This is a genomic window from Umezawaea sp. (assembly GCF_057122925.1).
On sequence record NZ_DBNGPQ010000008.1, the window covers coordinates 20517 to 42754 of the forward strand.

20 protein-coding genes and 1 pseudogene are annotated in these 22238 nt (G+C 73.8%); 7 read left to right on the top strand and 14 right to left on the bottom strand.

What is annotated here, in order from left to right:
* Nucleotides 1-75: 75 nt before the first annotated feature.
* Nucleotides 76-1335 carry a sensor histidine kinase gene (locus AC156L_RS00790; protein WP_330881315.1) on the bottom strand — a complete coding sequence of 420 codons (1260 nt, stop codon included), beginning with the start codon at nt 1333-1335 and terminating at the stop codon, nt 76-78.
* 6 nt (nt 1336-1341) lie between these two features.
* Complete coding sequence (locus AC156L_RS00795; protein WP_330881317.1) at nt 1342-2025, bottom strand: response regulator transcription factor; 684 nt, start codon at nt 2023-2025, stop codon at nt 1342-1344.
* A 92-nt stretch (nt 2026-2117) separates the two neighbouring features.
* On the opposite strand from AC156L_RS00795, the gene AC156L_RS00800 reads away from it, so the two are divergent.
* Nucleotides 2118-2591 carry a hypothetical protein gene (locus AC156L_RS00800; protein ID WP_330881320.1) on the top strand — a complete coding sequence of 158 codons (474 nt, stop codon included), beginning with the start codon at nt 2118-2120 and terminating at the stop codon, nt 2589-2591.
* Here AC156L_RS00800 and AC156L_RS00805 read toward each other — a convergent pair.
* Nucleotides 2578-3759, bottom strand: coding sequence for a PP2C family protein-serine/threonine phosphatase (locus AC156L_RS00805; RefSeq protein WP_330881322.1), 1182 nt, complete (start codon nt 3757-3759; stop codon nt 2578-2580). The genes AC156L_RS00800 and AC156L_RS00805 overlap by 14 nt on opposite strands.
* Nucleotides 3756-4562: an alpha/beta fold hydrolase gene (locus tag AC156L_RS00810; protein ID WP_330881324.1), complete on the bottom strand. Its 807-nt coding sequence runs from the start codon at nt 4560-4562 to the stop codon at nt 3756-3758. The genes AC156L_RS00805 and AC156L_RS00810 overlap by 4 nt, the downstream gene beginning before the upstream one ends.
* A gap of 80 nt (nt 4563-4642) precedes the next feature.
* Here AC156L_RS00810 and AC156L_RS00815 point away from each other — a divergent pair, with 80 nt between their 5' ends.
* Nucleotides 4643-6526, top strand: a complete 1884-nt coding sequence (locus AC156L_RS00815; RefSeq protein ID WP_330881326.1) for a cytochrome c oxidase assembly protein — start codon at nt 4643-4645, stop codon at nt 6524-6526.
* Between the two features lie 16 nt (nt 6527-6542).
* Here the strand turns inward: AC156L_RS00815 and AC156L_RS00820 are convergent, their stop codons facing one another.
* Nucleotides 6543-7328 (bottom strand): DsbA family protein, encoded by a 786-nt coding sequence (locus AC156L_RS00820; RefSeq protein WP_330881328.1) that lies wholly within the window; start codon nt 7326-7328, stop codon nt 6543-6545.
* Nucleotides 7329-7458: 130 nt separating this feature from the next.
* On the opposite strand from AC156L_RS00820, the gene AC156L_RS00825 reads away from it, so the two are divergent.
* A complete protein-coding gene (locus tag AC156L_RS00825; RefSeq protein ID WP_330881330.1) occupies nt 7459-9585 on the top strand; it encodes a heavy metal translocating P-type ATPase in 2127 nt (708 codons plus the stop codon).
* A 40-nt stretch (nt 9586-9625) separates the two neighbouring features.
* On the opposite strand, the gene AC156L_RS00830 is transcribed toward AC156L_RS00825, so the two are convergent.
* From AC156L_RS00830 to AC156L_RS00840, 3 genes are read right to left on the bottom strand one after another with little or no spacing between them, the layout of a single operon-like run.
* The gene (locus AC156L_RS00830) at nt 9626-11824 is read right to left on the bottom strand and encodes a xanthine dehydrogenase family protein molybdopterin-binding subunit (RefSeq protein WP_330881332.1); all 2199 of its coding nucleotides are present in this window, start codon (nt 11822-11824) and stop codon (nt 9626-9628) included.
* Nucleotides 11821-12813: an FAD binding domain-containing protein gene (locus tag AC156L_RS00835; protein ID WP_330881334.1), complete on the bottom strand. Its 993-nt coding sequence runs from the start codon at nt 12811-12813 to the stop codon at nt 11821-11823. Before AC156L_RS00835 ends, AC156L_RS00830 begins: the two co-directional genes overlap by 4 nt.
* Nucleotides 12810-13286 (bottom strand): (2Fe-2S)-binding protein, encoded by a 477-nt coding sequence (locus tag AC156L_RS00840; RefSeq protein ID WP_330881336.1) that lies wholly within the window; start codon nt 13284-13286, stop codon nt 12810-12812. The genes AC156L_RS00835 and AC156L_RS00840 overlap by 4 nt, the downstream gene beginning before the upstream one ends.
* A 129-nt stretch (nt 13287-13415) precedes the next feature.
* On the opposite strand from AC156L_RS00840, the gene AC156L_RS00845 reads away from it, so the two are divergent.
* The 4 genes from AC156L_RS00845 (at nt 13416) to AC156L_RS00860 (ending at nt 16923) form a co-directional block, all read left to right on the top strand.
* Nucleotides 13416-14318: an AraC family transcriptional regulator gene (locus AC156L_RS00845; protein WP_330881338.1), complete on the top strand. Its 903-nt coding sequence runs from the start codon at nt 13416-13418 to the stop codon at nt 14316-14318.
* Between the two features lie 50 nt (nt 14319-14368).
* Entirely contained in the window at nt 14369-15328 is a 960-nt protein-coding gene (locus AC156L_RS00850; protein ID WP_484406509.1) for a hypothetical protein, read from the top strand.
* 188 nt (nt 15329-15516) lie between these two features.
* Complete coding sequence (locus AC156L_RS00855) at nt 15517-16263, top strand: phosphotransferase family protein (protein WP_330881342.1); 747 nt, start codon at nt 15517-15519, stop codon at nt 16261-16263.
* Nucleotides 16264-16287: 24 nt separating this feature from the next.
* Nucleotides 16288-16923, top strand: a complete 636-nt coding sequence (locus AC156L_RS00860; RefSeq protein ID WP_484406510.1) for a transposase — start codon at nt 16288-16290, stop codon at nt 16921-16923.
* 111 nt (nt 16924-17034) lie between these two features.
* Here AC156L_RS00860 and AC156L_RS00865 read toward each other — a convergent pair.
* From AC156L_RS00865 to AC156L_RS00890, 6 genes and pseudogenes are all read right to left on the bottom strand, one after another.
* Nucleotides 17035-17124, bottom strand: a pseudogene (locus AC156L_RS00865) (IS5/IS1182 family transposase); the annotation flags it as partial.
* A gap of 303 nt (nt 17125-17427) precedes the next feature.
* Complete coding sequence (locus AC156L_RS00870) at nt 17428-18033, bottom strand: GNAT family N-acetyltransferase (protein WP_330881346.1); 606 nt, start codon at nt 18031-18033, stop codon at nt 17428-17430.
* Entirely contained in the window at nt 18021-19607 is a 1587-nt protein-coding gene (locus AC156L_RS00875; protein WP_330881348.1) for an amidohydrolase, read from the bottom strand. The genes AC156L_RS00870 and AC156L_RS00875 overlap by 13 nt, the downstream gene beginning before the upstream one ends.
* Nucleotides 19604-20011 carry an acyl-CoA thioesterase gene (locus AC156L_RS00880; protein WP_330881350.1) on the bottom strand — a complete coding sequence of 136 codons (408 nt, stop codon included), beginning with the start codon at nt 20009-20011 and terminating at the stop codon, nt 19604-19606. The genes AC156L_RS00875 and AC156L_RS00880 overlap by 4 nt, the downstream gene beginning before the upstream one ends.
* Nucleotides 20008-21411, bottom strand: a complete 1404-nt coding sequence (locus AC156L_RS00885; protein ID WP_330881352.1) for an AMP-binding protein — start codon at nt 21409-21411, stop codon at nt 20008-20010. The genes AC156L_RS00880 and AC156L_RS00885 overlap by 4 nt, the downstream gene beginning before the upstream one ends.
* Entirely contained in the window at nt 21404-22150 is a 747-nt protein-coding gene (locus tag AC156L_RS00890; RefSeq protein WP_330881354.1) for an enoyl-CoA hydratase/isomerase family protein, read from the bottom strand. The genes AC156L_RS00885 and AC156L_RS00890 overlap by 8 nt, the downstream gene beginning before the upstream one ends.
* Nucleotides 22151-22238: the final 88 nt, after the last annotated feature.

Genomic DNA, 22238 nt, shown 5'->3' on the forward strand with positions numbered 1-22238 from the left:
TTCCGTTGTGGCTGGACAGGAGCGACGGTGCCGGGCGGAGGCCTAGCGGCGCGCTGCCGCGGGGTTAACGGGTTCCTAAGGGGGCGGTCCGAGGTCGACGGTCACGAGCAGACCACCGTGCTCCGACGGGCCGATCCGCAGCCCGCCGCCCGCCTGCTCCGCGGTGCGCCGCACGATGTCGAGCCCCAGCCCGCTGGACCCCGACCCGCTGCTCCCGCGACGCACGGCGGCGGCGTCGGTCCCCGGCCCGGCGTCGGCCACCTCCAGCCTGGCCCCGCCGTCCTCACGGGCCAGCAGCGCGACGCGGAAGTCCGTGCCGTCCGGGGTGTGCGCGAACACGTTGCCCAGCAGCGCGTCCACGCCCGCTTCGAGGTCGGCCTTCGCGACGGCGACCGGGAGCGGCCCCTCCGGCACGTCCACGCCGACCCCGCGGTCGGTGTCCTCGGCGAGCACGAGCCAGAACGCGACCCGCTCCCGCACCACCTCGGCGGCGTCGCAGCCGCCCGCCGGGTCGACACCGCGCCGCCGGGCCTGCTCGATCACCTGGGTCACGGCCCGCTGCACCGCGTCGACGCCCGCCCCGATGCGGTCGGCGTCGGCGGGGTCGCCCAGCGCCTCGGCGTCCAGCCGCAGCGCCATCAGCGGGGTCCGCACCCGGTGGGACAGGTCGGCGATGGTCTCCCGCTCCTCGCGCAGCAGGTCGGCGATGCGGCCCGCGAGCCCGTTGAGCGCGGTCGCCACGACGCCGATCTCCCCCGGCGCGTCCGGATCGGCCCTGGCGTCCAGCTCACCGCGCGCCAGCCGGTGCGACACGGCGGCCAGCGAGATGGTGGCCCGCACCAGCGACCTCGCCAGCCGGTCGGCGACCACGAGGCTGACCGCGAGCAGCGCCACGGCGAGGCCGACCAGCAGCAGCCACGCCCGGTCGACCCCGGCCGTGAGCCGCGCGTCGGGCACGAACGTGCGGATCACCCCGATCGTGCCGGTGGGGCCCGCCACCGCGAACACGATCTCCCGGCCGCCGGGCACGTCACCGGTCGCGCTGGTGCCGCGGAAGGCCAGCTCCACCAGCGAGGTGCGCCGCGCGGTCGCGCCCAGCGTGCTGCCGTCGGCCAGGAAGACCGTGGCGTCGGTGTCGACCTGCCGCACGCTCAGCGACAGCGCGGCGGCGTCGGTGGTGGCGACCAGCGCGCTGAGCGACTGCGCCCGCACGGTCGCCGCCTGCACGGCCCGGTCGGCGGCCACGTCGCGGATCAGCAGCGCCAGCGGCAGCAGGAACGCCACCAGCACCAGCGAGGTGGTCGCGCCGACCAGCAGCAGCACCCGTCGTCGCACGGGCGGTCACTCCCCCGGCGCGCTGAGCCGAACCCCGACCCCGCGCACGGCGTGCAGGTAGCGGACGTCCTGCGCGGTCTCGCCGAGCTTGCGGCGCAGCCAGGACAGGTGGACGTCGACCGTCTTGTCCGGGCCCCCGTAGGGCAGCCGCCACACCTCGGTCAGCAGCTCGCGCTTGCCGACCACCTCGCCCGCGCGGTTGGCCAGGTAGAGCAGCAGGTCGAACTCGCGGGGCGTCAGGTCGAGCGCGCGGCCGTCCAGGCTCGCCCGGCGCGACCTCGGGTCGATCCGCAGCCCGCCGACCACGACCGCGCCGTCCTCGGTGTGCTCGCCGCCGCGCCGGAGCACCGCCCGGACGCGGGCGTCGAGCTGCGCCGCGCCGAACGGCTTGACCAGGTAGTCGTCCGCGCCCGCGTCGAGCACCGCGACGATCTCGTCCTCGCCGTCCCGCGCCGTCGCGACGACGACCGGCACCCGGCTCACCCCGCGCAGCATCCGCAGCACGGTGACGCCGTCCAGGTCGGGCAGCCCGAGGTCGAGCACCACGAGGTCCGGGCGGTCGCCGACGGCCCGCTCCAGGCCCGCGAGCGCGGTCGGCGCCCAGGTCACGGCGTGGCCGCGGTCGGAGAGCCCGCGGATGAGCGCGGTGCGGATCCTCGGGTCGTCCTCGATCAGCAGCACCTGTGCCATGCCCGGAACGGTAGGGCACCCGGTGCCCCCGCGCGGGTGCCTTAGGAGTCCGTTAGGAGCGCCTTAACGGGCGGGGGCGGTTTACTGGTCCGGTGTCCCGTCACTGGTCCGGCCGCACCCGAGCGCTCACGGTGGTGCTCGCCTGGGCGGTCGCGCTCGGAGCCGCGACGGTCGTCGGGACGACCGCCGTGGACGCGATCGGCAGCGGCATCGTCGGCGCGGGCCAGGAGCCGCTCAGCCAGGCCGAGGTGGACGCGCGGCTGTCGGCGACGCCCGCCGCCCCCACCCCGCCGACCACGTCCTCGTCCGCACCGGCCCCGACGACGACCACCACCGCGACGGCCGTCGAGCCGGTGGTCCTGACCAGCCCCGGCGGGTCGATCATCGCCCGCTGCACCGGCGGCGAGGTCGAGGTCGTCTCCGCCATGCCCGCCCAGGGCTTCCAGACGCGGCCCGACCCCGGTGCCCACCACCCGTCGATCAGGTTCTTCTCCGGCCGCGCCAGGGTGGAGGTCCGGCTGCGCTGCGTGGACGGCGTGCCGAAGGCCGAGGTCAGGCACCGCTGACCGGCGGCACGCCCAGCGCCAGCACGGCGGTGTCGTCGTCCAGCCCGGTGCCGAACCCGGTCAGCAGCCCGCGGACCGCCTTCACGGTGTCCGCCGAGCCCATCGGGGCGATGGCGGCGGCGAAGTCCAGCAGCGCCTCGTCGCCGTAGCGGGAGCGGTCGGCGGCGATCCGCGCCTCGGTGAGGCCGTCGGTGTAGAACAGCAGCGTGTCGCCCGGCCCCAGGGTCACGGTGCGGGCCACGAAGCGGGCGTCCGGCAGCACGCCCACCAGTTGGCCGCCGACGAGGTCCTGCGGGTGCGCCGTGCCGTCCGCGCGCAGCAGCAGCGCCGGGGGGTGCCCGCCACCGGCCAGCGCGACGGTGCAGCCGTCGGCGGTGCGCGTGAGCACGCCGAACACCACCGTGCAGAACCGGCGGCCGTCCTCCTGCCGCAGCACGGTGTCCAGCGTGCGCAGCACGGCGCGGGGATCGGAGTCGTGCACGGCGGCGGCCCGCAGCGTGTAGCGGGCGATCGACGTCACCGCCGCGGCCCCTGCTCCCTTGCCGCACACGTCGCCGAGGAACAGCCCCCACCGGTCCTGGGCCAGCGGGAACAGGTCGTAGAAGTCGCCGCCGACCTCGTCGACGGACGCCGGGTGGTAGTACGCGGCCACCTCCACCCCCGGCACGTGGGCCAGGGCGGGCGGCAGCAGCGACCGCTGGAGGGTCGTGGCGAGCCGCTGGTACCGGTCCCGCTCGCGGTCGGCCTCCCGGCGGGCCCGCAGCAGCTCCTGCTCGTAGGTCCGGCGGTCGCGGGCGTCGAACAGGGTCGTCCGGATCACCACCGGCTCGCCGTCCTCGTCGCGGCGGACCACGGACGTGGCCAGCACGGGCAGCCTGCGCCCGTCGGCGGCGACCAGCTCCAGCGCGACCCCGCCGATCTCGCCCTGCATCCGCAGCAGCGGCGCGAAGTGCGTCTCGTGGTAGATCCGGCCGCCGACGGTCAGCAGGTCGGTGAACCGGCGACGGCCGACGACCTCCTCGCGGGAGTAGCCGAGCCAGGACAGCAGCGTCGCGTTGACCCGCGCGATCCGCCCGTCCAGCGACGTGGACAGGTACCCGCACGGAGCGTTCTCGTAGAGGTCCTCCAGGCTCTCGCGCGGCAGCGCCGTGGTGGGCTCCCCGGTCATCCGCTCGCTCTCACGGCGAAGGGGATGATCGCCGCGGCGGTCGCCTCCGGCGCGCTGAGCTGCGGGCAGTGCCCGGTCGCGTCCAGCGTGACCAGCTCGCTGCCGCGGATCCGGTCGTGGACGAACGCCCCGACCTCCGGTGGCGCGATGGCGTCGTGGGCGCACTGGACGACCAGCGTCGGCACGGTCACGCGCTCCAGGTCGGCCCGGTTGTCCGACAGGAACGTGGTGCGCGCGAACACCCGCGCGATGCGCGGGTCCGTCCGGCAGAAGCTGTTCTCCAGCTCCTCACCCAGCTCGGGGCGGTCCGGGTTGCCCATGATCACCGGGGCCATCGCGGCGGACCAGCCCAGGTAGTTGCTGTCCAGCGAGTCCAGCAGCTCGTCGATGTCCGCCGCGCTGAACCCGCCGCGGTAGTCGCCCTCGTCGACGTAGCGGGGCGACGGGGTGAGCAGCACCAGCCCGGAGAACAGCTCCGGCTCCGCGACCGCGGCCAGCACGCCGATCATGGCGCTCACCGAGTGCCCCACCAGCACGACCGGGCCCGCCCCCAGGTCGCGGCAGACCCCCACCACGTCCTCGGCGTACCCGTCGAGCGAGGAGTACCGGCGCTCGTCCCAGGCCGCGAGGTCCGACCGGCCTGCCCCGACGTGGTCGAACAGCACCACCCTGAAGTGCTCGCCCAGCGCGGGGACCACGAGCCGCCAGAGGTTCTGGTCGCAGCCGAAGCCGTGGGCGAGCACGAGCACCGGTCCGTCCTCGCGACCCTTCACCACGACGTTGTTCCTCGCGCGTACGTCCACGACTGCATCCTGCCACTCCCCCTCGTGGTGCGCGTGGTCACAGTCCGGAACCGGCGGGCCCCCGCCCTCGACCGGTTGTCGTGCGCGCACTGTTCAGGGCTTCGGGTTGGTTCGCGGCGGCGGCCGTGGTCGTCGTGGTGGTCGCGGTGATCGGCGGCGACGGGCACGCCGCGCTCGGCGACAGCGATCCGGGGGCGCTCGTCCGGTACGCCACGGCCGTGGCGCGGCTGGTGGCCGACGCCACGGGCGCGCTGTGCGTCGGGGCGCTGGTGTTCGCCGCCTTCCTGGTGCCACCGGGCCGATCCGGGGTGCTCGACGTCGGCGGGTACGCGGCGCTGCGCACCGCGGGACGGGCCGCGACCGCGTGGTGCGCCGCGGCGGTCGCCCTGGTGCCGCTGGGCGTCGCGGACGCGTCCGGCCAACCTCTGTCCGAAGTGGACGGTGCACTGCTCGCCGCGCTGGAGGGTCCGAAGGCCTGGGCCGTCACGGCGGCGGTGGTGCTGGTGGTCGCCGTGGGCTGCCGGGTGGCGCTCACCTGGCCGACCGCGGTGGCCCTGCTGGCCGGGGCGGTGTTCGCGCTGCTTCCCCCGGTCGTCACCGGTCACGCGTCCGTCGGCGAGGACCACGACCTCGCGTCGAACGCGGCGGCGGCGCACGTGGTGGCGGCGGCGGTGTGGCTCGGCACGCTGGTGGTGCTGCTCGCGCACGTCCGGCGCGGTACCGGGCACGCCGACCTCGCCCGCCGCCGCTACCGCGCGGTGGCCGCGGCCTGCTGGGGTGTGCTGGCCCTCTCCGGCGTCGTGCAGGGCCTCGTGCTGGTGGCTCCCGCCGACCTGCTGACGACGCTGTACGGCGGGCTGCTGCTGGGCAAGGTGCTGCTGCTCGCGGCGCTCGGGCTGGTGGCCGTGGCGCTGCGCCGCCGCGCGACCCGCCCGGTGCACCTGGCGGGCGTCGACCTCGCCCTGCTGGCGGTGAGCGTCGGCGTGTCCGTCGGTCTGGCCCGGCAGCCGCCGCCGGAGTTCTTCGCCGACCCGGCGACGGCGGTGGACACGCTGATCGGCTACGACCTGTCGACGCCGTTCGACCCGTTCTCGGTCCGGTTCGACCTCGTGCTCGGCACGGCGGCGCTGGTGCTGGCGGCGGGGTACCTGGTGGGCGTGCGGGTGCTGCGCCGCCGGGGCGACGCCTGGCCGGTCGGGCGCACGACGGCGTGGCTGCTGGGCTGCGCGGTCCTGCTGCTCGCCACGTCGTCGGCGATCGGCCGGTACGCGCCGGGCGTGTTCAGCGTGCACATGGTGGCGCACATGGCGTTGACCATGACGGCACCGGTGCTGCTGGTGCTCGGCGGACCGGTGACCCTCGCGCTGCGGGCGCTGCCGACGGGTGAGCACGGTCCGCGCGAGTGGCTGCTCGCGCTGCTGCACTGCCGGGTGTCGCGGGTGCTCACGACGCCCGCGGTGGCGTGCGTGCTGCTGGTCGGCTCCTACTACGGGCTGTACCTGTCACCGCTGTTCGGCGCCGCGCTGCCGTTCCACTGGGCGCACGTCCTGATGAACACGCACTTCCTGGTGACCGGCTACCTGTTCTACTGGACGGTGATCGGCATCGACCCCGGTCCGCGCAGGCTGCCGCACCTGGGCAGGCTCGGGATGCTGTTCGCGGTCATGCCCTTCCACGCGTTCTTCGGCGTGGTGCTCATGTCCGCGCGAGAGGTCATCGGCGCGAACTTCTACCGCTCGCTGGACCTGCCGTGGGTCGCGGACCTCCTGGCGGACCAGCGCCTCGGCGGCGGCATCACCTGGGCGTCCGGCGAGCTGCCGATGCTGGTGGTGGTGATCGCCCTGCTGGTGCAGTGGTCGCGGGCGGACGACCGGGAGGCCCGCCGGTCCGACCGGCACTCCGACGACGACCTGGCCGCCTACAACGCGATGCTGGCGAGCCTCGCGGAGGCCCGTCGGGGGTGACGGGCCTCCCGGCCCGTCACCCGACCAGGTCCGCGAGCCAGTTCGCGTTCGAGATGTCCACGAGCGCGCCGCCGCTGGCCACCGTCGGCGTGCCGAAGTAGGACTGGCCGCCCTGGGTGCGCTGCAACGCGGGATCCGTGCTCGCCGCCTTGTACGCGGTCTTCACGGCCTCGTCGAACGCGCCGCCCCGGACGTCCTGCTCGAAGCTGCCGCCCACCTGGAGGTCCTTGCCCAGCGCGACGATCTGGTCCGCGGTGTAACCGGGACCGCCCTCGCGCGGCTGGGCGGCGAAGAGGCTGGCGTGGAAGTCGGCGAACCTGTCGGGGCTGTTCTTCGCCACCGACAGCGCGGCGCTCGCCGACAGCAGCGAGTAGCCCGCGGGCTTCGACTGCGCGTCGAGCAGGTTCACGACGTGGTAGCGCACCTTGATCTTCCCGCTGGTCAGCGCCTCGTCGATCTGCTCGTCGTACTGCTCCTCGAACGTGCCGCAGATCGGGCACAGGAAGTCCTCGTAGACGTCGACCACGACCGGAGCCCCGGCCTTGCCGAGCACGACCGTGCCGGTCCGCTCCTCCAGCACCGCGGGCACGCCCGACAGGCCCGCCGAGACGACGGGGATCCCGGTGCCCCTCGTCTGGGCGGCCTCCTCCTTGCCGGAGAAGATCACGGCACCGACCACGACGGCCGCGAGCACCGCCACGACCACCACACCCGCGATGACCGCGACCCGGTTGCCCCCGGCTCCCCTGGCCTGCGCCACGGCCTTGCTGCCACGCTTCCGCGTGGCGTTCTTGCTGCTCATCTGCTTTCCCGCTCTCCTGTTCTCGCCTACCCCCACCGGTCGGCCCGACGGCGCCCGAAGTTCCGGGGAACTCCGGCGGGTCCGCACCCGACCTGTGGTGGACCCGACCGGCGAACCCGAAGGCACCACCGTGGACACCATCCAGGAAAGCACGACCCGGCAGGTCGAGTTGGCGATCGGGGGGATGACCTGCGCGGCCTGCGCGTCGAGGGTCTCACGGAAACTCAATCGGGTGAACGGGGTGGTCGCCGTGGTCAACTACGCCACCGAGCGGGCCACCGTGACGGCTCCGTCCGATGTGGACCTGTCGCGCCTGGTCGAGGTCGTCGCCGACGCCGGGTACACCGCCTCGCCGGTGTCGGCCCCGCCGCCGGACCCCAGCCGGGCGCTGTGGCGGCGGCTGGTGGTGGCCGTGGTGCTCACGTTCCCCCTGGGGGACCTGTCGCTGGTGGTGTCGCTGGTGCCCGGCGCGCGGTTCCCCGGCTGGCAGTGGGTGTGCCTGGCGCTCGCGCTGCCGGTCGTGACGTGGTCGGCGTGGCCGTTCCACCGGGCGGCCGCGCGGAACCTGCGGCACGGGGGCGCGTCGATGGACACGCTGGTGTCGCTGGGGGTGCTGTGCGCGTTCGGGTGGTCGCTGGTCGGGCTGTTCGGCGGTGGGCGGGGCATCTACCTGGAGACCGCGGCCGGGGTGACGACGTTCCTGTTGGCGGGGCGGTACTTCGAGGCGCGGGCCAAGCGGACGGCCGGTGACGCGCTGCGGGCGCTGTCGCTGCTGGGGGCGTCCTCCGTGGCGGTCCTGCGGGACGGCGTGGAGGTGCGGCTGCCGGTGGAGCACCTGGCCGTCGGGGCGCTGTTCGTGGTCCGGCCGGGCGAGCGGATCGCGGCGGACGGGGTGGTGGAGGACGGACGCTCCACTGTGGACGTGAGCATGATGACCGGCGAGTCGCTGCCCGTCGAGGTCGAGGCGGGGGCCGCGGTCGTCGGCGGCACGATCGCGCTCGACGGCCGGGTGGTGGTCAGGGCCACCGGGGTGGGCGCGGACTCCTACCTGGCCAGGATGGCGAAGGTGGTGGAGGAGGCCCAGTCCGGCGACTCCCGCGCCCAGCGGCTGGCGGACCGGGTGTCGGCCGTGTTCGTCCCGGTGGTGCTGGTGCTGGCGCTGCTCACGCTGGTCGCCTGGCTGCTGCTCGGGAACCCCGGCGTGGACTCGTTCGGCGCGGCGCTGGCCGTGCTGATCATCGCCTGCCCGTGCGCGCTGGGGCTCGCCACGCCCACCGCGCTGCTGGTGGCCACCGGCCGCGGCGCGCGGATGGGGATCCTGATCCGGGGGCCGCGGGCGCTGGAGGCCACCCGAGGGGTGGACGTGGTGCTGCTGGACAAGACCGGGACGGTGACCACCGGGCGGATGGTGGTGCGGGAGGTCCTCGGTGACGTGCTGCGCGCGGCCGGCGCGGTGGAGGCCGCGTCCTCGCACTCGATCGCGCGGGCGGTCGTGGCCGCGGCCGGTGCCCCGCTCCCCCCGGTGTCCGGGTTCCGGGCGCTGCCGGGGCTGGGGGCCGTCGGGGTGGTCGAGGGGCGCGAGGTGGTGGTCGGCCGGGCGTCGCTGTTCGACGGGTGGGTGTTCCCCGCCGAGGTCTCGGCGGTGGCCGCGGGGTGGGAGTCGGCCGGGTGGACGGTCGTCGTCGTGGGGTGGGACGGGCGGGTCGAGGGGCTGGTCGCGCTGAGCGACCAGGTGAAGCCCGGTGCCGACGCGGCCGTGCGGTCGCTGCGGGCGCTGGGGGTTCGGCCCGTGCTGGTCACCGGGGACAACGAGGGCGCGGCCCGGTGCGTCGCGGACGCGATCGGGGTGGACGAGGTCCACGCCGCCGTCCTGCCGGAGGGCAAGGTCGCGCTGGTCCGGTCGTTGCGGGCCGCCGGGCACCGGGTCGCCGTGGTCGGGGACGGCGTGAACGACGGGCCCGCGCTGGCCGCCGCCGACCTGGGGCTGGCGGTGGGCGCCGGGACGGACGTGGCGCTGGCCGCCGCCGACGTGATCCTGGTGCGGGAGGGCCTGGACGCCGTGCCCGACGCGATCCGGCTGGCCCGGCGGACGCTGCGCGTGATCCGGGAGAACCTGGTGTGGGCCTTCGGGTACAACGTCGCCGCGCTGCCCGTGGCGGCGCTGGGGCTGCTGAACCCGTTCATCGCCGGGGCGGCGATGGCGCTGTCGTCGGTGTTCGTGGTGTCCAACAGCATGAGGCTGCGGACGTTCGAGTGAGCGGCCCGACCACCCCCGCTCGGGTGGCCGGGCCGCGCGGCTACAGCATCTTGTCGATCGTGATGGGGAGGTCGCGGATCCGCCTGCCGGTGGCGTGGTGCACGGCGTTGGCGACGGCCGCGGCCACGCCCACGAGCCCGACCTCGCCGATGCCCTTGACCCCGGTGGGGCTGAAGCGGTCCGGCCCGCCGACGAACGTGACGTCGATGTCGGGCACGTCGGCGTTGACGGGCACCAGGTAGTCGCCGAAGGTCGCGTTCGCCACGCGGCCGGTGTCGGCGTCGAACACCGTGTCCTCGAACAGGGCCATGCCGATGCCCATCACGACGCCGCCGACGACCTGGCTCCGCGCCGTCTTCGCGTTGAGGATGCGTCCTCCGTCCACGACGGACACCACGCGGGCGACGCGCAGCACGCCCAGGTCCTCGTCCACGTGCACCTCGACGAAGTGGGCGGCGAACGCCCCGGCCGCCGCCAGGCCCGACGTGCGCGCGGCCTCGGTGAACTCGACCTCGCCGTGCGCGGTCAGGACGTCCAGCCCGTGGCGCGCCAGGACGTCGGCGTACTTCTCGCCCGTGCCGGGGTCCGCCAGCAGGTGCAGGCCCCCGTCGGCGGCGCCGACCTCGTCCGGACCCCTGCCGCGCAGCGGGGACTCCCCGTCGTCGGCGACGAGGTCCAGGAAGGCCCGCACCAGGTTGTCCGCCGCCGCCTGGACAGCGCCGGACAGTGCGGCGGCCAGCCCCGACCCGCCGGACTGCGGTGCGGGCGGCAGGTCGCTGTCGCCGATCTCGACGCGGACCTGGTCCACGCCGAGGCCGAGCAGTTCGGCGGTGAGCTGGGCGGAGACGGTGTACGTGCCGGTGCCGACGTCCGTCGCGGCGCTGCGGAGCACGGCCGTCCCGGCGGTGGTGATCGACAGGGTGGCCTCGCAGGCCGCCGCGTACCAGCCGAAGGTGACCCCGGCCATGCCGTACCCGACCAGCCGGTCGCCGTCGCGGGTGGAGCGCGGCTCGGGGTCGCGGTCGTACCAGCCGAAGCGCTCGGCGCCGACCCGGTAGCACTCCCGCAGCGCGTTGCTCGACCACGGCAGACCGGACCGCGGGTGCGCGTCGGCGTGGTTGCGCAGCCGCAGCTCGACCGGGTCGACGCGCAGCCGGTGGGCCAGCTCGTCGAGCGCGGACTCGACGGCGAAGTTGGCCTCGGCGTGGCCGGGGGCCCGGAGGAAACCGGGGTTCGGGATGTTCAGCCGCACCTGCCGGTCGTGCGTGGCCACGTTCGCGCAGTCGTAGGCGTGCGCCGTGCCCATGACGATCGCCGAGAAGTTCGCCTCCTCCGCGCCGAGCGCCGCGACGGAGTCGTGGTCGATCGCGAGCAGCCTCCCGTCGGCGGTCGCGCCGATCCGCAGCCGCTGCCGCGACTCCGCCCGGTGGCCCACCGAGGTGAACATCTGCGGGCGGGTCAGCACCAGCTTCACCGGCCGGTCCACCACCCGCGCGGCCAGCGCCGCCAGGATCGTGTGGGCCCACGTGCGCAGGCCAGCGCCGAACCCGCCGCCCAGGTAGGGCACCAGCACGCGCACGTCCCGCTCGGCGAGGCCGAACACCCCGGCGAGCGTGCGGCGGGCCATCATCGGCCACTGGGTGGAGTCGTGGACGACGAGGCCGCCGTCCCGCCACTGGGCGACCGTGGCGAACAGGCCCAGCGGGTTGTTGGTCTCCGCGGCGGTGGTGAACGTCTCGTCGTGGACGACCTCGGCGGTGGCCAGCGCGCCCTCGGCGTCGCCGTGGTCGACCTCCACGCCCCAGGCGTTCCGCTCGACCGCGGCCGACGGGTTGTCCAGTCCCAGCACGGGTTCGACCCGCTCGTACTCGACCTCCACCAGTCGGGTCGCCTCAGCCGCCCGCTGCGGCGTCCCGGCGACGACGACCGCGATGTGCTGTCCGAAGTGGACGATCCGGTCGTCGGCCAGCGGGAAGCGCGGCGGCGGCCCGAGCGCCGTGGGGGGCGCGTCGGCCAGCTCGGGCGCGTTCTCGTGCGTGATCACCGCGAGGACGCCCGGCGCGGCCAGCGCGGCGGAGGTGTCGATCCGGCTGATCCGGCCCGCGCCGACGGTCGAGCGCACCAGCGCGGCGTGCGCCTGACCGGGCAGCGACACGTCCGACGGGTACCGCGCGGCCCCGGTGACCTTGACCGGTCCGTCGACCCGGTCCAGGGGGAGCCCGACGAGTCCACCGCTCACGACCGCACCCCCGAGACCGTCGACAGGACCCGCACCACCGTGCGCTTGGCCAGCTCGACCTTGAACTCGGTGCCCGGAACCGTGAACGGGTCGTGGATCGCGGCCTCCGCGGCCGCCCGGAACGTCTCGACGCTCGCGGGGGCGCCGACCAGCACCGCCTCCGCCTCCACGGCCCGCCAGGGGACGGTGCCCACACCGCCCAGCGCGACCCTGGCCCGCTCGACCGTGCCGTCCACGACCAGCAGGGCCGCGGCGGCGGAGGTGAGCGCGAACTCGTAGGACGCGCGGTCGCGCACCTTCAGGTAGCCCGACGCCGTGCCCGCGGGCAGCAGCGGCAGGTCCACGTGCGTGACGACCTCGCCGTGCGCCAGCACGTTCTCGACGTCCGGCCGGTCGCCCGGCAGCACGTAGAACCGGGTGAGCGGCACGACCCGCCGTCCGTCGACGCCCTGGACGTGCACCTGGGCGTCGAGGGCCGTCAGCGGCACGCACAGGTCCGACGCGTGCAGCGCGACGCAGTTCGCGCTCGCGCCGAGGATGGCGTGCATCCGCGCCGCGCCGGTCACCGCCGCGCACCCCGACCCCGGCGCGCGCTTGTTGCACGCGGGCACGTCCGGGTCGCGGAAGTAGCGGCACCGGGTGCGCTGGAGCAGGTTCCCGCCGATCGTGGCCATGTTCCGCAGCTGGGTGGAGGCCCCGGCCAGCAGCGCCTCCCGGACGAACGGCAGCCGGGCCGCCAGCACGGGGTCGGCGGCCAGTTCCTCCATCGCGGTCAGCGCGCCGACCCGCAGCCGGTCGCCGTCGAGGGTCGTCCCGCGCAGCGGCAGCCTGCCGATGTCGACCAGGCGCGACGGGTGCACGACCCGGTCCTTCAGCACGAGGTCGAGCTGCGTCGTCCCGCCCGCGAGGTAGGCGGCACCGGGGTCACCGCTCACCAGGGCGACCGCGCTGTCGAGGTCGTCCGCGCGGACGTACTCGAACCCGCTCACCGCCGCTCACCGTCCACCCGCGCGACCTCGCGGATCGCCGCGACGATGTTCGGGTACGCCCCGCACCGGCACAGGTTGCCGCTCATGAACTCGCGGACCTCCTCGTCCGACCCGGCGCGGCCCTCGTCGAGCAGCGCGACCGCGGACATGATCTGACCGGACGTGCAGAACCCGCACTGGAAGGCGTCGTGGCGCACGAACGCCTCCTGGACGGGGTGCCTGCGCCCCCGCGCGCCGAGGCCCTCGACGGTCGTCACCTCCCGGCCGTCGCACTGCGCCGCCAGCACCAGGCACGACACCACGCGCTTGCCGTCGAGCAGGACGGTGCACGCGCCGCACGCGCCCTGGTCGCACCCCTTCTTCGTACCGGTCAGGTCCAGGTGGTCGCGCACCGCGTCGAGCAGGGTCACCCGGTTGTCCAGCTCCAACTCCGCCACCCGTCCGTTGATGGCGAGCCTCACGGTGACGTCCATGGGTAGTTCTTCCTCCGCTGCCTGGGAATCGGTACCCACGATTCGATCATCGCGGGGCGCGGGGCGTGTAGACCAGCGCTGCCAATCCCTTGCACGATCCTGCCGGCGCCGCGAGTACCGTGCCCGGTTGTGGAACCGCTCCCCGAACTGCGCAGGCTGATCGAACGCCACGTCGACCACCCCGAGCGGTTGGCGGCACTGCCCGACGTGACGCTGATGGCGTCCTCCACGCCGACCGACCCGCTGGGGGTGATCTGCGAGACCGCGCTCGCCGTGGTCGTGCAGGGGTCCAAGCGCACGGTGCTGGCCGACACGGTGTTCGACTACGGCGCGGGGCAGTACCTCGTGGTGCCGGTCGAACTGCCGCTCACGGCCCACATCGTCCACGCCACGCCCGACGAACCGTTCCTCGCGTTCGGCCTGTCGCTGCGTCCGGCCGCCGTCGCCGAACTGCTGCTGGCTCAGCCCGCCGACCGCGCCAGGGGACGGGGAACAGCGCGCATCACCCTGACCGACGCGCCCACCGACCTGCTGGACCCGATCGTGCGCCTGCTCCGGCTGGTCGACCGCCCTGCCGACATCCCGGTGCTGGGCGGGGCGATCCAGCGGGAGATCCTGTGGCGGCTGCTCAACGGTGAGCAGGCCGAGATGGTGCGCCAGATCGGCCTCACCGACAGCCGCCTCGCCCAGATCGCCAAGGCGGCCAAGTGGATCCGCGCGCACTACGCCGACCAGCTCCGGGTCGAGGACCTGGCCAGGACGGCGGCGATGAGCGTGACCTCGTTCCACCGCCACTTCCGCGCCATCACCACGATGAGCCCGATCCAGTACCAGAAGCGGATCAGGCTCCAGGAGGCGCGCGCCCGCCTGGTCGCCGAACCGGACGACGTCGCGGCCGTGGGCCACGCCGTCGGCTACGACAGCGCGTCGCAGTTCAGCCGCGAGTACCGGCGCTTCTTCGGCGAGCCACCGGGCCGCGACGCGGCACGCCTGCACCGCGCACGGGCCACGTCCGAGTCCTGGCGGATCTGACGCCCGCCCGTGGTGGCCGGTTCCCCCTGGCGCGGGCCGTCGCGGCGCGGGTGACGGCCGAGGACGCCCCGGCGGGCAGCGTGACCGCGACCTTCCACGGGTTCGCGGTGCCGGTGACCGTCAAAGCCCCTTGGAAGCCGTCCCGCGCGGACTGCCCGCCCTGGTCGACCGTGGTGCGGCCCGGCCCGGCCCGGTGCGGTCCGGTGCGGTCCGGTGCGGTGCGGTCCGGTCCGGTCCGGTGCGGTGCGGTGCGGTGCGGTGCGGGTTGGCGCGAGTGCCGACGTGCCGCCGGTGCGCCCACCACGATTCCACGCACGCGCAGCTACCGCGCCCTGTTCCGCACCAGGGAGTTCACCCCGTTCCTGCTGTCCCTCACCGCTTTCGCCGCCGCCCAGACGATCGGCGGCCTGGCACTCGGCACGCTGGTCTGCCGAGCCACCGGTTCCCCGCTCCTCTCCGCGATCAGCATGTTCGGCCCGCAGCCGGCGCCACTGCTCGGAGGCGCGTTCCTGCTCCCGGGTGCCGACCGCCTACCGCCGCGCGCGGTCCTGTCCCCCCTGGCCGTCGCCTTCGCCGCCACCACGGCGGTGTCTGCCCTACCGGGCCTGGTGGCGTCACTGGGTGGAGGCGTGCGCGGAGGCCTGCCCGACGAGATCCTCACCAGGGACGGCTACGTCCTGGGCCGCTCGGTCTGCACCATGCTCTGGGGCCTGGTGCAGGTCACCGGCTTCGCCACGGGCGGCGCACCGCTCACCCTCCTGTCCCCACGATCCTGCCTGCTCCTCGCGGCAGCGCTCTACCTGACCTCGGCGGTCACCACCCGCCTGACCCTCACCGCCCGCCCACCCCGCTCCTCCGGCCGCCCGTCCCTGTCGGCGACCTGGCACACCAACTCCCCGCTGCGGTCCTCACGTCCCCGCCGCCTCGCCTACCCGGGTCCGTGGGTCCCCAACGGCCTGATCATCGCAAGCCCTGGTCCTGGCAGCGCTGAGCGGACGTGCGGTCGCTGACGCACGACCGCGAACGTCGACGCGCCGGGGGGTCGCTGACGAGGTCGCCCCCCGCGACTCGCGCACGGCCACGATCCACCCCGCTGGTCGCACCCCGGTGCCAGGGGATCGGCTGTGGACGGTGGTGCCCGAGGCAGCCGTTGGAAAATCCGACGACAACCTTGTCCATCCCCGCCAGGATGGCCGGTATGGACAAGGTTGACGTCGTCGTCGCCCACAGCCAGCGCGCGACGCTGCGCGTCGGCGACGTGTTCCTGAAGGTCGACAGCGACCCGGCGCACGCCGACATCGAGGTCCGGGCGATGGCCATGGTCCCGGTACCGACCCCGCCGGTCCTCTGGTGCGAGCCGCCCGTGCTCGCCATCGCCGCCGTGCCCGGCACAGCGCTAGGCGTCCTCGGCGAACCGTCGACCGCGTCACCGGCGGCGTGGGCCGCGGCGGGTGCCGCCATCAGGAAGCTCCACGACGCGCCGTTGCCACCGTGGCCGGGCCGCAGGCTGGACGACGTGGCGGCGGAACTCGACAGCGAGTGCGCGTGGCTGCTGGCCAACGCCGTCCTGCCCGCCGAGGTGATCCACCGCAACCGCGAGATGGCCCAAGCCGCCCTCCGCCCGTGGAAACCGGTGTTCATCCACGGCGACCTGCAAATCACCCACGTGTTCGTGGACGGCGACGAGGTCACCGGCGTCATCGACTGGTCCGAAGCCGCCCCCGGCGACGCCATGTCCGACCTCGCCACCCTGACGCTCGGGCACGAGGAACGCCTGGACGACCTGCTGGCAGGCTACGGCGACGACGCGGACCGAGACGTGATCCGCGCCTGGTGGTCACTGCGCAGCCTGATGGGGTCGCGCTGGCTGATCGAGCACGGTTTCGACCCGGACGCGCCGGGATGTGAGTTCGACGTGCTCAGGTCCCGGATGCGGGAACCCTAGGTCGTTCGTGGGGGCAGGACCACGGTGACGGCCCGGTTCTGCCCGATCGCGGAGCTGACCCCTGCCCGAAGCATCGTCGTGGTCACAGGGTCCCAGACGGGCGACTGGCGCTGGGGCCTGTCCTCACAGTGGGTGTGGCCGATCTGCTTTGACCTTGGGTTCGTCCGCAGGCACGGGTCGACCGACGAGCAGCGGCAGACGATCGAGCCGCTGCCGCCCGTCTCGGGCGCGCAAGGCCGTCCGCGGGCGGACGACCGTCGGGTGATCAACGGGACGCTGTTCAAGGCCACGACAGGTGTCGCCTGGCGGGACCTGCCGCAACACCACAGGCCGGGAAGACGGTCTGTGCCCCGCGTCCGGCGCTGGTCCCGTAACGGCACCCTCACCACGCTGGCCGGGGAGGTGCGGGTGATCACCGAGGCGATCGGCGAACTCGACCGCGAGGTGTCGGTGGATGCCGGCATCGTGCGGGCACACCAGCACACCAGCACGCCGCCGACGCCCGCCGCACCGGCACCACCGCGTCCCCCACCGGGGGCGGCCGGATCGTGCGTGGTGGACCAGGCGCGGCTCATGGGTCGGCTGCCGAAGTCGCGGACCGGTGAACCGGCTACACCGAGCAGCTTGATCTCGGGATCCGCGGCGTCGGTCGCCCGATGACGAGACAGTGCCCCCAAGCACGAGCGCGCCTCGATCGCAGAGGGTCTTGCCAACGGCGGTGTCCGAGCTTGCTCAGCCGGCACCCGTCAACGCAGGCACCAGCGTGGTTACGGCACAGCTCTGCTCGACCACCTCGCGATGCACGCCCAGACCGGACCCGTGCTCGACACCACGACGAGCGATCAACGGTGTGATGCCCTTGTCATGCGGCAACCGCACCGAGGGAGCCTTGTCGATCAGCGACATCAGCGGGAAGGCCGTGCCTGTCGGCGATCAGGTGGTGTGTCGCGCTGCACAGGTGGTGACCAGCGCTGTCGATTGGCCAGGAGCGCTGCGAGGTGCGGCTCCTCGGCCACCGCTGGCACCTTCCGACGCAGATGCCGCCGAAGCACCCGATCGTGGACGTCCTGGGGTCGAGGAAGGTGCGGCCGTCTCGCGCTGGTCCTGTCGGTGGTGCGAAGGCCTCCCGAACAGGCGTGGACGTCCTGCCGGCGCGAAGAGCGGCTACGCCAGGCCGCTCGACGTGAGGGTGCGGCGTACGGCGGGATCGTCGGGGCGCAGGCCGTAGCGGTGTTCGTAGACCGCCTCCACCAGCGCGCGGAGGTCTTGGCCTGTGATTGGTTCGGTCGGTGAGGTGGTCAGGTCCGCCGCCATCAGTCGTAGTGCGTGTGGTTCCTCGTCCCCGTGTGGTGGGAGGTAGGACGTCACCGGCAGGAGGAGGGCACCGTTCTTCTCGTAGAACGAGATGCGTTTGATGCGTACCTCCACCTCGGCCTCGGGTACGTCGGGTTCTGATGGGTCCTCCACGTCGTGGACCATCCTGGTGAAGCCTGCCTCGGCCATGGTCGCGGTCAGGTGTGACCACAGCAGCGAGCCGACGCCGCGGCCCCTGCTGGCCGCCACGAAGAACCGCAGGAAGACCCAGCCCGTGGACGCCAGCGGCCGTAGGACGGCGAAGCCGAGGGGGGTGTCGTCGACCAGCACGAACGCCTGGTCGGTCAGGAGCGAGTCGAACGGGGCCCGCAGGTGCGGTGGGAATCCGTCCTCGTAGATCGCCCGCACGACCTCCAGGTCGCCTGGCTCCAACGACTCCGAGGTCACGAGTTCCACCGGAACACGCCTCCCACCATCGTCCGCAGGACCGAGATGTCCTTGATGCGTGCGGGGTCCACGGTCGCCGGGTTGGCCGAGAGCACGACCAGGTCGGCCAGTTTGCCCGGTGTGATCGTGCCCTTCACGTGCTCCTGGCACGACGCGTAGGCCGACCCGTAGGTGAAGGCGCGCAACGCTTCGAGGCCGCTCACCGCCTCGGCCGGGTTGAACGGCGCCCCGGACGACGTCTCCTGGTTCACCATGTCGTGCATCCCGAGCAGCGGGGCACCGCGCACCACCGGCCGGTCCGAGCTGCCCGGCACGACGAGCCCGGCGTCGAGCAGCGACCGCTGCCGGTACGCCCACCTCACCCGCTCCGGCCCCAGCGCGGTGATCATCCCGTCGCCGATCTCGTTGACGAACCTCCCCTGCGGCACCGGGACCACGCCCAGCTCGACCGCTCGCGCCACCTGATCGGGCCGCGCGACGCCGAAGTGCTCGATCCGGTGCCGCGGCGCGGACCGGGGGAACCCGACCGCCGCCGACTCGTACGCGTCCAGCACGAGGTCGATCGCCGCGTCGCCGATGGCGTGGGTGGCGACCCGCCAGCCCGACCGGTGCGCCGCGATGATCGTCGCCGTCAGGTCGGCCGCCTCGCCCTGGAGGTAGCCGCGGACCCCCGGTGTGTCGGCGAAGTCCTGGCACATCGCGGACGTGTGCCCGATCAGCGAGCCGTCGGAGAACACCTTCACCGGCCCGATGCGCAGCCAGTCGTCCCCGAACCCGCTGCGGATCCCCAGGTCGAGACCCAGCGACAGGCCGTCGGTGGCGTGCGCGGTCAGCGACCGCAGCGCGTCGACCGCCACCATCAGCTCGACCCGGACGTGCAGGCGCCCCTGGTCCCGAGCGGCCTGGTAGGCCGCGACCTCCACCGGGGACTTGCCGATCCAGCCGCCGCCGATGCCCGCTTCGACGCAGCTCGTGATGCCCTCGGCGAGGTACTGCCGCCCGGCCAGGTCGATCGCGTCCACCAGCGTGTCCACCGGGTACGGCAGCACCAGCGAGTTCACCAGCTGCTGCGCCTGCTCCTCCAGCAGCCCGGTGTCGACGCCCACGACGCCACCGACGACCTCGACCGGCCCGGACGTGATGCCCAACGCCTCCAGGACCGGCGTGTTCACCACGCACATGTGCCCGGAGGTGTGCTTCAGCCACACCTTCCGCCCCGGCGCGACCCGGTCCAGCTCCGCTCGCGTCGGGTGGCCGCCGATCTTGTTCTGGTCGTACCCGGCTCCGACGACCCACTCGCCGGGCTCGACGGTCCGCGCCTTCTCCCCCACCACGCGGTACAGCTCGGCCAGGTCACGCACCCGCAGGTCCACTTCGGACAGCGTGAGCCCGAACCACGCCATGTGGTTGTGCGCGTCGTGGAACCCCGGCACGACCACGGCCCCGCCGAGGTCCACGACCTCCCGCGCGGGAACGTCCTCCAGCGCCACGATCCGGTCGCCCAGGATCGCGACCGACCGCGCGTCGGGACCGTCCAGGGTCACGACCTCGGCGTTCGTCAGCAGCAGATCGGCCTCGATCACGACTGGTTCTCCAGGAAGGTCTCGCGGTACCAGTCGCTCCACGGCATAGGCCTGCCCGTCGCCGGATCCGTCTTCACGATCACCCGGTACCCCTTCGCGTACGTCACGTCGTCGCCACCGCAGCGGAACCCGTACACCGCGCTGGTGGTCCCGATCCGGTCGAACGTCAGCTCCACCCGCATCGGCCCCGGCGCGGTCACCGCCGCCAGGAACTCCACGTGCAGTTCCCGCACCGCGTAGTGCAGGTCCGGGTCGCGGTCGCCGAACCGCGCCCACCCCTTGCCCAGTTCCTCGAACAGCGCCGACTGGGCGCGTTCGACGTGGACGGCGAACCGCGAGTTGTGCAGCGTCCCGTTCAGGTCGAGTTCGTCGAAGAACACGGGGCTGTCCCACGAGAAGGTCACGGCGCGCTCCGATCCAGCAGGTGCTTCGCGACCCGTTCGGACGGTGTCCTCGGCAGGTCGTCGCGGAACTCCCAGTAGCGCGGCACCTTGAACGACGCCAGCCGCTCCGCGCAGTACGCCGACAGCTCCTCCTCGCCGACCGCGCCGACCACGAACGCCTTGACCTCCTCGCCGCGGATCTCGTCCGGCACGCCGACCACGGCCGCGAGCGCGACGGCGGGATGGCTCAGCAGCACCTCCTCCACCTCTTGCGCCGCGATGTTCTCGCCGCTGCGCCGGATCATGTCCTTGATCCGCCCCAGGTGGTAGACCCGCCCCTGCTCGTCCAGCCGCGCCAGGTCGCCGGTCGGGAACCAGCCGTCGCGCAGCACGCTGGGCAGTCCGAGGTAGCCGTCCATCATGCCCGGCCCGCGCAGCAGCAGCTCGCCGTCGACGATCTTCACCTCGCGGTGCGCCGCGGGCCGCCCGAGGCAGCCGGTGCCGACCAGCTCGTCGTGCTCCTCGGCGCCGACGCGGATGTCCGCGCCGGTCTCCGTCATCCCGAACGCCTCGTACCAGCCGACGCCCCAGCGGGCCTCCAGCACGGCGTGCAGCGACGGCGGGATCGCCGAGCACTGCACCGCCCGCACCCGGTGCTCCCGGTCGAGCGGCGACTCGGGCATGCGCAGCAGCAACGTCGGCATCGCACCGAGGCAGTAGAAGTAGGTGACCCCGTGCTCGCGCACCCTGTCCCAGAACGACGAGGGGTGGAAGCCGTCCAGGACCACGAGTTCCGCGCCCGCCAGCAGCGCGGAGACGACGTTCCACTGCGGGTCGATGTAGTAGAACGGCTGGGCGGTCAGCATCACGTCGGCCGCGACCAGCCGGGGGAACTCCTCGACCAGGCTGGCACCGAGGGTGGTCCAGTACCGGTGCGACAGCACGCAGCCCTTGGGCGACCCGGTGGTCCCGGACGTGTACTGGATGTTCACCGCCGCGCCGGGGTCGACCGGCTGCTGCTCGAACCCCTCCACCGGCGCCAGGTCCTCCAGCGGCAGCACCGCGACGCCGAGCGACTCGACCAGGGGCCGGAACTCCTCCGTGGTCACGACGGCGACCGCGGCCGAATCGCGCAGCAGGTGCTCGGCGTCGACGGTCCGGTAGCGGGTGTTCACCGGCACCATCGCCGCGCCCAGCCGCGCCAGCGCCAGCCACACCAGCGGGAACTCGGGCTGGTTGCGCAGCAGCACCGCGACCCGGTCGCCCGCGCCGACGCCCCTGAGCCGCAGCGCCTGCGCGTACCCGGCGCTGAGCCGGTCCACGTCGCCGAAGGTGAGGCGGACACCGGGGTCGAACGTCCACGCGATCCGCTCCGGCCACAGGTCGGCCGCCCGGCGCACGGCGGCGACGAGATCAGTCACGTCCGAACTCCTCACGCGGCGCGTCCCCTTCCCCGGACAAGCTGGTCAGCAGGGCGTGGTCGACCTCCGTGGCCAGCGCTTCCTCAAGGGTGGCGTCGAGCCCCAGGTCCAGCACCCGCTTGGCCAGGCTCACGGCGACCCTCGGCCGGGCGGTGATCCGACCCGCCAGGTCCAGCGCGACCTTCTCGTGCTCGCCCGCGGCCGCGACCCGGCTGATCAGCCCGATGGCCTTGGCCTCGCCCGCGGGCACGCGCTCGCCGAGCAGCAGCAGGTCCTTCGCCTTGGCCAGCCCGACCAGCCGCGGCAGCAGCAGGGAGATCCCCCCGGTCACGCTCAGTCCCACGCTGACCTCGGGGAACCCGAACTGGGCGTGCTCGTCCGCCACGACCAGGTCGCACGCGAGCGCGAACTCGCAGCCCGCGCCGAGCGCGTACCCGTGCACGGCGGCGATCACGACGCCGGGGAACCGACGGACCAGCCGTGTGACGTCCTGGATGGCCTCCAGCCGCGCCCTGGTCTCCAGCACCGTCTCGACCGGCTCGGGCTCCTTGAGGTCGTGCCCGGCGCAGAACGCGCGACCGCGACCGGCGAGCACCACGGCCCCGGCGCCGTCGGCCGAGGCGCGGGTCAGCGCGGCGACCAGCCCGTCGGTGAGCGCGGGCACCACGGCGTTGAGCCGCTCGGGCCGGTTGAGGTGGATCAGCGCCACTCCGTCGCGGCACTCGTACTCGACAACCACGGAACGCTCCTCCAGGCCGGCTCCCGATCGATCGATCGATCGGGCATACTGGGGACCGTAGGACGACTCCGCCGACGTGGTCAAGAGG

Coding starts and splice junctions, on each gene's coding strand:
- AC156L_RS00795 (WP_330881317.1), bottom strand. CDS start 2,025: ATGGCACAGGTGCTGCTGATCGAGGACGACCCGAGGATCCGCACCGCG.
- AC156L_RS00805 (WP_330881322.1), bottom strand. CDS start 3,759: ATGACCGGGGAGCCCACCACGGCGCTGCCGCGCGAGAGCCTGGAGGAC.
- AC156L_RS00820 (WP_330881328.1), bottom strand. CDS start 7,328: ATGAGCAGCAAGAACGCCACGCGGAAGCGTGGCAGCAAGGCCGTGGCG.
- AC156L_RS00840 (WP_330881336.1), bottom strand. CDS start 13,286: ATGGACGTCACCGTGAGGCTCGCCATCAACGGACGGGTGGCGGAGTTG.
- AC156L_RS00855 (WP_330881342.1), top strand. CDS start 15,517: ATGGACAAGGTTGACGTCGTCGTCGCCCACAGCCAGCGCGCGACGCTG.